This window comes from Leptospira kmetyi serovar Malaysia str. Bejo-Iso9, from assembly GCF_000243735.2.
Classification (GTDB): domain Bacteria; phylum Spirochaetota; class Leptospiria; order Leptospirales; family Leptospiraceae; genus Leptospira; species Leptospira kmetyi.
This window is the reverse complement of the sequence record NZ_AHMP02000003.1, coordinates 830,595-841,042: the sequence shown is the minus strand read 5'-3', so window position 1 is coordinate 841,042 and position 10,448 is coordinate 830,595. Positions and strand designations below refer to the sequence as shown.

At 45.3% G+C, this 10,448-nt stretch carries 10 protein-coding genes; 2 read left to right on the top strand and 8 right to left on the bottom strand.

Annotated elements, in window-relative coordinates:
* Window positions 1-24: 24 nt before the first annotated feature.
* From metW to LEP1GSC052_RS06285, 3 genes are all read right to left on the bottom strand, one after another.
* Entirely contained in the window at window positions 25-642 is a 618-nt protein-coding gene (gene metW, locus LEP1GSC052_RS06295; protein WP_010574955.1) for a methionine biosynthesis protein MetW, read from the bottom strand.
* Between the two features lie 32 nt (window positions 643-674).
* The gene (gene metX, locus LEP1GSC052_RS06290) at window positions 675-1,775 is read right to left on the bottom strand and encodes a homoserine O-acetyltransferase MetX (protein ID WP_010574954.1); all 1,101 of its coding nucleotides are present in this window, start codon (window positions 1,773-1,775) and stop codon (window positions 675-677) included.
* A gap of 116 nt (window positions 1,776-1,891) precedes the next feature.
* Window positions 1,892-3,196 (bottom strand): O-acetylhomoserine aminocarboxypropyltransferase/cysteine synthase family protein, encoded by a 1,305-nt coding sequence (locus LEP1GSC052_RS06285; protein ID WP_010574953.1) that lies wholly within the window; start codon window positions 3,194-3,196, stop codon window positions 1,892-1,894.
* 299 nt (window positions 3,197-3,495) lie between these two features.
* Here LEP1GSC052_RS06285 and impL63 point away from each other — a divergent pair, with 299 nt between their 5' ends.
* Window positions 3,496-5,139 (top strand): cytoplasmic membrane protein ImpL63, encoded by a 1,644-nt coding sequence (impL63, locus tag LEP1GSC052_RS06280; RefSeq protein ID WP_040912882.1) that lies wholly within the window; start codon window positions 3,496-3,498, stop codon window positions 5,137-5,139.
* Here the strand turns inward: impL63 and LEP1GSC052_RS06275 are convergent.
* From LEP1GSC052_RS06275 to LEP1GSC052_RS06260, 4 genes are all read right to left on the bottom strand, one after another.
* The gene (locus tag LEP1GSC052_RS06275; RefSeq protein WP_010574951.1) at window positions 5,128-5,916 is read right to left on the bottom strand and encodes a 16S rRNA (uracil(1498)-N(3))-methyltransferase; all 789 of its coding nucleotides are present in this window, start codon (window positions 5,914-5,916) and stop codon (window positions 5,128-5,130) included. The two genes, impL63 and LEP1GSC052_RS06275, sit on opposite strands and share 12 nt — an antisense overlap.
* Window positions 5,917-5,934: 18 nt before the next feature.
* A complete protein-coding gene (locus LEP1GSC052_RS06270) occupies window positions 5,935-6,378 on the bottom strand; it encodes a hypothetical protein (protein WP_010574950.1) in 444 nt (147 codons plus the stop codon).
* 60 nt (window positions 6,379-6,438) lie between these two features.
* Window positions 6,439-7,266: a flagellar-coiling protein FcpB gene (gene fcpB / locus LEP1GSC052_RS06265; RefSeq protein WP_010574949.1), complete on the bottom strand. Its 828-nt coding sequence runs from the start codon at window positions 7,264-7,266 to the stop codon at window positions 6,439-6,441.
* Between the two features lie 138 nt (window positions 7,267-7,404).
* Window positions 7,405-8,703, bottom strand: a complete 1,299-nt coding sequence (locus LEP1GSC052_RS06260; RefSeq protein WP_010574948.1) for an AAA family ATPase — start codon at window positions 8,701-8,703, stop codon at window positions 7,405-7,407.
* Window positions 8,704-8,799: 96 nt separating this feature from the next.
* Here LEP1GSC052_RS06260 and fliN point away from each other — a divergent pair, with 96 nt between their 5' ends.
* The gene (fliN, locus tag LEP1GSC052_RS06255) at window positions 8,800-9,324 is read left to right on the top strand and encodes a flagellar motor switch protein FliN (RefSeq protein WP_010574947.1); all 525 of its coding nucleotides are present in this window, start codon (window positions 8,800-8,802) and stop codon (window positions 9,322-9,324) included.
* Between the two features lie 190 nt (window positions 9,325-9,514).
* Here the strand turns inward: fliN and LEP1GSC052_RS06250 are convergent, their stop codons facing one another.
* Window positions 9,515-10,447 carry an SPFH domain-containing protein gene (locus tag LEP1GSC052_RS06250; protein WP_010574946.1) on the bottom strand — a complete coding sequence of 311 codons (933 nt, stop codon included), beginning with the start codon at window positions 10,445-10,447 and terminating at the stop codon, window positions 9,515-9,517.
* Between the last annotated feature and the right edge of the window lies 1 nt (window position 10,448).

Here is a 10,448-nt window from a genome sequence, read left to right as displayed (position 1 = left end):
TTATATTCAAAAAATAATATATGTTTAAGATATTACGAAAAGCGCAAGTTTGGAGAAGAAGTTTGGAAAAATTCTTACCCGCGATTTATCTCTGAAGTACGCCTTGTCTTCGATCTTAAACTTTTGAATCTCGCAGAATTCGACAAAGTCCAGCACCGAAAGAAAGTGAAGATTCGGAGTGTTGAACCAGCGATACGGAAGCAGATCCGTAACGGGTGTTTTTCCGGTCGTTAAGATCGTCCAACGAACGTTCCAGTGGCCGAAGTTCGGAAACGCAACGATGACCTTCTTACCGATTCGTAAGGATTCTTTTAAGATTTCGCCGGGATTTCTAGTTTCCTGAATCGTTTGGTTGAGAATGACGTAATCAAAACGTTTGTCTTGATGGTGTTCCAAACCTTCGTCGATGTCACCGTGATGAACGTAAACTCCTCGTTGGATACATTCCACGATACAATCCTCGTCTTTTTCAATTCCTTGGCCGCGGATTCCTTTTTCTTTTAAAAGATAGAGCAACGTTCCGTTTCCACATCCCAAATCCAAAACCCTCGAACCGGAAGGAATCAAATTGAGAATATAAGCGAAGTCCGGTCTTTCTTTTAGAGCGAGATCGATGGATGTCTTTTTTTCAAGGGGGGTCATATCGTTCGTTGAATTCTCGGTTCTTTTTATCTTTAGTTCGGGTTTTCCAAAAACCCTTTGAGGATTTCGATCTGCTTCGGATTCTTCAGCAAAAAGGAATCGTGTCCTTCACCGGATTGAAGTTCCAAATAAAACACTCGTTTGTCCGCGGCTTCGAGAGACTTTACGATTTCCCTCGATTGTGCGGGCGGGTACAACCAATCGGAGCTGTACGACACGACTAAAAATCTGCAAGTCGCAGGAGAAAGAGCCGCGGTCAATTCTTTGCCCTTGCCGAGGCTGTAGTGATCGAGGGCCTTGGTTACGTAGATATAAGAATTCGCGTCAAACCGATCCACAAAACTTTCACCTTGATAGATCAGATAACTTCCGACGGCGAAGTCGGTGGTTAGAATGTTTCCGCGAGGAGGGTTCCTGCCGAACTTTTCTCTCATCTTATCGTCGGAAAGATACGTGATATGACCGACCATTCTCGCCAAGGCCAAACCTTTTCGCGGAGAATTTTCGTCGTAAAGACCGTTGTTCCAATTCGGATCGGAAAGAATCGCCTGTCTGCCGACTTCGTTGAACGCAATCTGCATCGCGGAATGTTCCGCGGTGGAAGCCATGATGATACAATTCGAAAGAGAATCGGGATACGCGATGCTCCATTCCAAGGCTTGCATTCCGCCCATGGAACCGCCCGCAACGCAGAGAAGTTTTTCGATCCCTAAGGATTCGACCAAAAGTTTTTGAGCTCGTACCATATCTTGGATGGAAACGAAAGGAAAGCGGGAACCGTACGGAGTTCCCGTTTCCGGGTGAATGGAAAGAGGTCCCGAAGAACCTTTGCAACCGCCGATTACGTTGGAACAGATGATAAAGTATTGATTCGTGTCGAAGGATTTTCCGGGACCGATGTAGTCGTCCCACCAACCCGGTTTTTTATCCGACTCCGAGTTATAACCTGCGGCGTGCGCGTCACCTGAAAGTGCGTGGCAGATCAGAATGGCGTTGTTCTTAGAAGGCGAAAGAGTTCCGTAGGTTTCGTAGGCGATTACGACCGGAGATAAGACGGATCCGTTGTCCAAAGGAAGTTCTTTGAACTCGGCAAATTTGGTTTCGATGATTCCGATCGATCCAGATTCATTCATAAGTTTTGGTTGCCACTTTCCTTTTCACCGCGTAACTTTTCAGTTACTTTCTTGGACGGGAAATGAAAAGAAAAGTGGCTCTTTAAATTACCAAAAAAGTCAGATCGACTGACGGATCAAACTTTCTTCAGCGCTTCTTCCAGATCGAAGAGAATATCTTCGATATTTTCCAGACCCACAGAAAGACGAACGAAGTCCGGAGTCACACCTGCGGAAGCTTGTTCTTCGGGCGTCAGCTGTTGGTGTGTTGTCGACGCGGGATGAATCGCCAAGGATTTTGCGTCTCCTACGTTTGCCAAAAGGGAGAATAACTCGAGTCCGTCGATGAACTTCTTTGCTTCCGCGACTCCGCCTTTGATTCCGAAACCTAAGATCGCACCGTAGAGATCTCTCTTATGGTATTTCTTCGCGAGGGCATAATTCTTATCCGTTTTTAAGCCGGGGTAGTTTACCCAGGATACTTTCGGATGTTTGCTCAGATATTCCGCGACCGCAAGGGCGTTTTCCGAATGTTTGCGGATTCGGAGAGGAAGAGTTTCCACCCCTTGCAGGATTTGCCAAGCGTTGAAAGGAGAAAGCGCGGCGCCCGTATCTCTCAGACCTTGCACTCTCGCTTTGATGATATAAGCGATGTTGACTCCGCCGAAAGGCTCGAACTTGCCGAATACGTCCCAGAATTTCAAACCGTGATAACTCGGATCCGGCTCGGTGAAATTCTTAAACTTTCCGTTGCCCCAGTTGAACTTACCGGAATCGATGATGATTCCCCCGATGGAAGTTCCGTGTCCTCCTAAGAATTTCGTCAAAGAATGGACCACGATATCCGCTCCGTGTTCGATCGGGTTGATCAGATACGGAGAAGGAAGTGTGTTGTCCACGATAAAAGGAACTCCCGATTCGTGAGCGACTTTGGCGATGGCTTCGAGATCCAAAGTATCTAATTTAGGATTTCCTAATGTTTCCGCGTAGAAGGCTCTGGTTTTATCGTTCACCGCTTTGCGGAAATTCTCCGGATCGGAAGGGTCTACGAAGTGAACCTTGATTCCCAATTTCGGAAACGTATAGTGAAGTAGGTTATAGGTCCCGCCGTATAAAGAAGCAGAGGCGACGATTTCTTGACCGGATTCCACGATGTTCAAAAGAGCGAGTGTTTCCGCCGCTTGACCGGAAGCGGTTGCAAGGGCCGCAACCCCGCCTTCCAACGCAGCGACTCTTTGTTCGAGAACGTCGGTGGTCGGGTTCATCAGTCTTGTATAGATATTTCCGAACTCTTGAAGACCGAAAAGTCTAGCGGCGTGGTCGGTATCCTTAAAAACGTAGGACGTAGTTTGATAAATCGGGACCGCTCTGGAAGTGGTCGTCGGGTCCGGAGATTGGCCTCCGTGAAGTGCGATTGTCTCGGGTTTATAGTTTCTAGGCATTCGGTCTAGTTCTCCTTTTTTCGTATCTTGAGAATTAAGTTTGAAAAGTCAAACAAAATTCTGCTATATTGAAATAAAAATCTGTTTACGCGAATGGGCTGTAAAAAAATTTCCATTGCAATTTCTGAGTTTTCTGATTCTATTCTCCCCCTAATGCCCGTAAATCGCATATTTTCGGTTCGAAAACTGTTGGATTCAGAGAGTATTTGGCATTTCGATTCCGATAATTGAGTATAACTTTATAGGAAGAGATTTAGGGGAGTTTCAAAAGACCTTTCGGTGTAATAACCAGATCCGACATGACCAAACGTTCGAAATATCTAATTACATTTCTATTTCTCTTCTTCGCGATTCAGACAGGAATTCAAGCACAGCTTTGGATGCCTCCTGGAAGACAGTATATGCACCCGGCCGATCCGTTTACATACGATCTCGGGATCAATAAATACCAAAACGACTACTATCTCTATGTCGCTCCAACCGTGAATTTAAATTTCGGCGGAGATTTCGGAGCCTCTCTTACGGTTCCGTTGAACTTTCTGATGTATGACGTGGATCCGAAGCAGGAAAATTCTAAGATCGGAAAACTAAGATCCTTCGATTACAACGAAAAAAGCGATTATCTTCGTGTGATCAACAATATCTGGTTCGGTCAGTTCGGGAAATACACACCCGGAGAAATTACGTATTCCGCGTATTTGGGAAAGATGTTCGACGGTTATATCGGTCACGGAACGATCGTAAACCGATACGTGAACAACCAACGTTTGGATGTGTATAACGTGGGTCTTCAGGCGGATATGAATTCCGATTTCGGAGGAGTTCAGGTTTTTACCAACTCGATCTATTCGAGAGAAGTGAGTTCGGCCCGCGTTTATATACGACCGATCGCGATCGGATTCAAATTGTTTGATATCATTTCGGGACGTTCCCGACTTCTTTCCATGCTTACCGTAGGTCAAGGAAACGTAGCGGACGAGGCGGGAAGAAGAAAGGTCTACGAAGAAGTCGGCGCGGAAGAAAAAGAATCCTATCGCGCTTTGATCGAGGATCAAAAAACGAAAGAAAAGAAGGAAGAGATGATTCCCGCGGAGAAAAAACCCGAAAAGCCGCAGAACCTCAAAGAACTTTTCAATCAGGATAACTTCAGCAATCGTTTCGCGATCGGTTATACGACCGCCTTTGACAACAAGGCTCCTCTTGAACTCAAGTTCGATACGACGGGAAGATTGAAGGTGGACGATAACAACAATCCTCTTGTGCGTTCCACGGAAAAATTGACGATCACCGGTTTCGATTTCGAATATAAACTTCTCAGTTCGAAATACATAGAACTGACCCCTTATTACGACGTGAACAAGATCAAACAGATCGACAACGCGAAAGGAACTCACTACGGAGCGATTCTTCGTTTAGGCGGAAAGGATATTTATCTTCAAGTCAAACCGGAATACAGAAATATGAGCGCGACGTATATACCAATGTATTTCGACAGTTTCTACGAATTGGAACGATATCAAAGCAATCTTCAGAGTAATATTCCGCAGACAAAACTCGAAGCCGCAAAGTTGGCCGATCCGGACGCCGCAAAGATCAAAGGATATTTTACAACCGTCCTCTTCAACTTTTATAGAATCGCGATCGAATCCAACTATGAGAATTATTCGGGACCGAACAATTCCAGGATATTCGTGGGGGTTTACGTTCCGCTGGGCACCTTGGTTCTGTTAAACGGATATTATATGAAGAAGGGATTCGACGAAAACAAGGAAGCGTTTAAACTCGACGATCGTTCTCAAGGCGCCTTGGAATTGGCGATCAACTTGGGATTTGCCGCGGTTCGTCTTCAAAACGTTCGTAAATGGGTATATGATACCGCATCGGGCCAATACCAGGCTCAAGACGAACAGAAAGTATTGTTTTCGAGCAATCTAACTTTTTAAAAAAAGACTTCTTTCTTCGAGTCTTGCGAGTAAAAACGCGACCGCGGTTTCGGTGCGTAATACGTTCGTGGAAAGATTCAAGTCGGTAAAACCGTTTCGTTTCCAAAAGTCGATTTCGGTTCGGACAAAACCGCTTTCCGGTCCGATGGCGACTAAGATTCGAATCGGATTTTCAATCGAGAATATTCCAAAATTTGAATGTGTTTTTCGGTCCTCGACGATGCGGGGGAGGGTTTGACCTTTTCGGTCCAAGATCAGTCGAAACTGAAACTCCGTTTGTTTCAATTTTTCGGAAAGGATCGTTTCCGGACGGTTTACAAAATCGAAACTGATCTTCGGAAGAAATATATTCTTTCCTTGTTCCATCCCTTCGATCAGCTCGGATTCGATTTCATCTTTCTTCCAAACCGGGGAGGTGAGATATTCTTTGCGGGAGTTTTTGCTGATAAAAAATTGAATCGATGCGACGCCCCAGGTTCCGGCCAACTGAAGAATTTTTCGAACCGTAGGAGGACGATTGATCGCCAGTAAAATATGAACTTCCGGAAAACGGGGTTTCGGTTTTAAGATCGGTTTATAAGTTCCTTCGATTCGATCCGGCGAAATCGTATCGATGATCCATCTTCCCAAGGAATGATCGATCAAACCGGCTTTCAAACGGGAGCCTTCCGATTTATTCAAAATTTTGCATATATGTTCGATTCTTTGCCGATCGTCGATGTAGAATCGATTCGAGTTCGAAATTCTCCATTCTTCTTTGCAAACGAGCAGATTCAAAACGCGGAAACAAAACCCTTAGATTTGAAACTCGGGTTTGACTTGTTGTTCTTCTTCGGAAGGAGGAGTGGAGGGAATATTCGGTTCTTCCGGAACGATTTCCTGAGGTTGAACTTCCTGCGGAGAATTGGAATTGGAAAACGGATCCGGATTGCGTAGATCCTGAAACGGAGAAAAGAAACAGGTACGAACGATTCCGATCGTCAAAAGTATCAAAAGAAAATTCCGAGCGAGTCTTTTACCCGGGGTTTGTGCAAACGGTCGTATGTTTTGAAATCGGGATCTAAAGTCGTAGAAGTTGCGTCTGAGACTTTCCCAAAGGGCGTCTAAAAAACTTTTGCGATAGGGATTCTCTTCTTGAGAACCTTTTTCGAAATAACCCACACCGTGTTTACCGGCGTTCTCAGGGTCGAATAAAAAGGATTCGTAGCACCGCGGACACCGGACGGTCAGTTTTCCCAAATCAATGGGAATTCTGAGTTCCGTCTGGCATCGGGGACAAGGGAGAATGTAACGCACTTATTAGTAGCGGAGAGATTCCTTCAGAGCGTCAACGTTCTCTTTGTAATTTTCGTTTCCTAACTGATCGTTGTAATCGAAAATTTTGGTAAAGAGTCTATCAAACTGATCCAGGTGTTTGATATAGAATTCTTTTTTGAAAGAGTTGCGGATCGGGTGAGTTTTGGTGTTTTCAACGCCTGCGAGGATGTATTTTCCAACACCTTTTTCAGCGGGGGTTTCCGGACGGCCATACTCTGGGTAATTGTCTTTTTGAAAGAAAACTTCCACCTTATCGTTGTGAGACGGTTGAGTGTTCGGTCCTCTGTCCATTACTTCGGAGATGATTTTGTCTTCCAAAATCATGTTGTTTCTATAGATTTTAGATTTCAGTTTGTTGATGTTTCTCGGAGCTTCCGTTCTCGGTTCAGGATCGTTGCTGTTCTGACCTTCGTAGTATATCTCCATATACTTTGCGAGGGAACCTTGAACGTTTTTGTTCAATCCTCTTTCTTCATCGCGGATAAAGTCGTAAACTTCGACGCGGATGCAGTTGTTCGCAGGATCTTCTTGATTGATCGCGGGAACACATTCGTCGTTATTCGCCTTTCCTTTAAACAGAACCGTTCTGAAAGGAAGAACTCGAACTTTCATTTTCATAAGAACCGTATGACGTGTGAGTCTTTGGTTCAATTCGAATACTTTTTCGTCGAGTTTTCTCTCTGTTTCCAGGATGGACTGGCCTAACTGAGCGTCTGATTGTGATTTCTGGTCTGCGTTGGAATTTTGCTGAGAAAATACCGCAGTAGAAATTGCGACTAGAACCACTAAAAATAGCTTTTGAAGTTTCATTTCCCCTTGTCCTTAGTGAAGCGGATATTTGAATCCGATAACAAGACCTTAGTCTGGCTATAGATCCCTATGTTGTATTATCGGAATAATAGACTCCGGATTGAATGAATGCACCACTTTTTATCAAAAAAACCGAGATTATTTCGAGCGAACGGAGCTATTTTCCAGATACAGTTCATACGGTGGCGGGACCGGTTTCAATCCTTTTTCAATGAGATAGGAGGCCCATTTTCGTTCCACCAGATCGCAGAAATCGCGGATCGTTCTTCCGGAATGTCCGTTTAATCCTTGGGATATGTTGATTCTTTCGGATTCCGAAAGATGAATCGCATATGCCTCGAGGACCTTCGCTCTTTCGGCGAGATCGGGTAACGGAAAGTAGATGGTCCGATCAAATCGGGAGAGAAGGGCGTGATCCAGATCCTGTTTTCGGTTTGTGGCTCCGATCGTGACCGAGTTTCTCTGGCTACTGAACCCGTCTATTTTGCGTAAAAGAACCGACAGGATTTTCCGAGTCGCCTCGAACATTCCTTCTTCTCTGCTTCCCGCAAGAGAATCGATTTCATCCAAAAAGATCAAACAAGCGGGGAAAAGCGCGGCCGCGTCGAACACGTAGGCCATGTTTTGTGCGCTTTCTCCGTAATACTTACTCATGATGGATTCTACGGGGACATAAATTAAGGGAAGACCCGTCATACAGGAAACCACGCGGGCCATGGTCGTTTTTCCGACGCCTGGATCTCCTTCAAACAAAACGGCTCTGGGTCTCGTATCGCTCGGAAACTTTCGGGTGAGTTTGGAAAGTTCGGAGAGCATATCCGGGTTTTTTAACGGAAGAATGATGGATTCAAGAATCTGTTGTTTGACACCTTCGTATCCGGCGACTTGGTCAAAGGTGACCGACTTTCCATTCTTCTCCTCGTCCAAGGGATTGAACACTTCCACTCCCAGAGAAGCCAAAAGTTCCTCGGGTCTTGCGGTTTCGGCGCCTTTTTCGGATTTTAAGAATTTAAAAAGGGCGAGGGTCGCGAACAATTCTTCTCTTGTGAAATCTCCCTTTTTGGTGATTTCGACTCGATTTTTGGTTCTTCCGGAATAGAATCGAAAGCGGATTGTCTCCAAAAGATTTTTGGTTTCGAAGAGGTTTTCGTTTAGGGCTTGGATACAATAATAACCGGGTTCAAACGTGTGAATTCTCAAATTCTCGATATGGTTTTTGAGAATCTGGAGACAATCGAAAAGGGCGGTTTTGGAAACGGAGGCGACTTGAAATTCTATCTTGAGGTCTTTTTTTTCCGAGGTCACTGCGGGAAGATCAGTGGTCGGAAATCCGAGCGCGCTCAATTCTCCATGAAGAAAACTCTTGGTTTTTGTAAAATCCACTTCGGAAGGAACGGATTCTCCGGAAACGGATTCGGGTTGGGAGGGGGAATTCAATGCGTACAATACCTCGTTTGAATCTGAAAATACTCTTGTAGGAATCTGAGATTCTGTCGATTTCTTTACTATCGGATTTGCGAAGGAGAATGAAAAATGGGTGAAGGTTCGCTCTCACAAGAAGACATAGACGCTCTGTTGACGGGAGGCGGAGGTGACGCCGCACCGGGAGCCGGAAGCGGATCCGATTTTAATCTCAGTGGAGAATTGGATTCTTTGCTGGGCGGCGGGGGCGATGCTCCGGCCGGTGGTGGCGGAGGAGCCGGTGGCGACGCTCCTTCGTTTGCGGATATTTCCGCGGCGCTTGGACCATCTTCTACTCCCGCTCCGTCCGCACCAAGACCGTCTTCTAGACAATCTTCTCCGACACAATCCACAAACTTAAATTTGCTGATGGACGTAAACCTGGCTCTTACGGTGGAGTTGGGAAGAACGAACATGTATATCAAGGACGTAAACGGTCTGAACGAGGGCGTCGTCGTAGAATTGGATAAGAATGTCGGTGAAGATTTAGATATTCTTGCCAACGGTCGTTTGGTCGGAAGAGGTAAACTCGTGGCTATGGACGATTTTTACGGAATTCAGATCACGGAGATCGTGGAACAAAGCAGAAGACTTTGAGTCGTCGTCTTTGATTTTGTATGAGTTCCCACAATCTTTGTCGGGAAAATTTTCGAGTTCACGTTCCTTGTAAGAGTTCCCACAAATTCCTGAAAACCTAGGCGACTTCTGCAGATCTGGACCGCGTATGAGTTCCCACACGGAGGTTTGTCTTGAAACAAAACCTCCGCACTTCTCCCTAAAACGAATTTTAACTTTTCGAATCCGTAGTTCCTAAAACGGATTTCAAAATCGAACGGAAGTTCGCAAGATTCAAAGGAAGAACGATTTCCGTTTTTTTACCGGAGATCTTCTCGAATTCTTTGATGAACTTCTGGCCGATTCTCAATTTTACCGCGTCCTTTCCACCCTTGGAATTGATGGATTGCGCGAGAAGTTCGATTCCTTTGGCGGTGGCGATTGCGATCGCTTCCACTTCTTTCGCGACCCCTTCGGCTTCGTTGATTCTTTTTTGTTTTTCCCCTTGGGATTTGTTGATCGCTTCTTCTTTGAAACCGAGAGAACGGTTGATTCTCGCGTCGCGATCTCCTTCGGAAAGAGAGATCTGAGCCTTCTTCGAGATTTGTGCCTTCTTTTCTTTTTCCATCGCTTCCAAAATGGATTTGGGAGGAGTGATGTTTACGATCTCGTAACGATTCACTTTAATTCCCCAAGGTTCGGTCGCCTGATCCAATACTTCGAGAATTTTACTATTGATCGCGTCTCTGGTTTCGAACGTAACATCCAAGTCCATCGTACCGATGATCGCTCTCATCGTAGTTTGCGCGAGCTGAGAGGAGGCGAATTGATAGTCGTTGATTCCGTAACTCGCCTTATGCGGATCGAGCACTTTCAAGTAAAGAATTCCGTCCATCTCCACCTTTACGTTGTCCTTAGTAATACAAGTCTGAGGAGGAACGTCCGTCGCTTGTTCCTTGAGCGTATGATAGTAGGCGTCTTTTTCGATAAAGGGCCAAAGAAGATGAAGACCCGCGTGTAAGGTTCTGCTGTATTTGCCGAATTTTTCCACGACGATACAATCCTGAGCGGAAACGATACGAATGGAACGATAGAGTTTATACGCGAAATAAATTCCGAACAAGGTCCAGAATATCATTACGAATGTGCTTTGAAACGTTTCCATC

Coding starts and splice junctions, on each gene's coding strand:
- metW (WP_010574955.1), bottom strand. CDS start 642: ATGACCCCCCTTGAAAAAAAGACATCCATCGATCTCGCTCTAAAAGAA.
- metX (WP_010574954.1), bottom strand. CDS start 1,775: ATGAATGAATCTGGATCGATCGGAATCATCGAAACCAAATTTGCCGAG.
- LEP1GSC052_RS06285 (WP_010574953.1), bottom strand. CDS start 3,196: ATGCCTAGAAACTATAAACCCGAGACAATCGCACTTCACGGAGGCCAA.
- impL63 (WP_040912882.1), top strand. CDS start 3,496: ATGACCAAACGTTCGAAATATCTAATTACATTTCTATTTCTCTTCTTC.
- fcpB (WP_010574949.1), bottom strand. CDS start 7,266: ATGAAACTTCAAAAGCTATTTTTAGTGGTTCTAGTCGCAATTTCTACT.
- fliN (WP_010574947.1), top strand. CDS start 8,800: ATGGGTGAAGGTTCGCTCTCACAAGAAGACATAGACGCTCTGTTGACG.
- LEP1GSC052_RS06250 (WP_010574946.1), bottom strand. CDS start 10,447: ATGGAAACGTTTCAAAGCACATTCGTAATGATATTCTGGACCTTGTTC.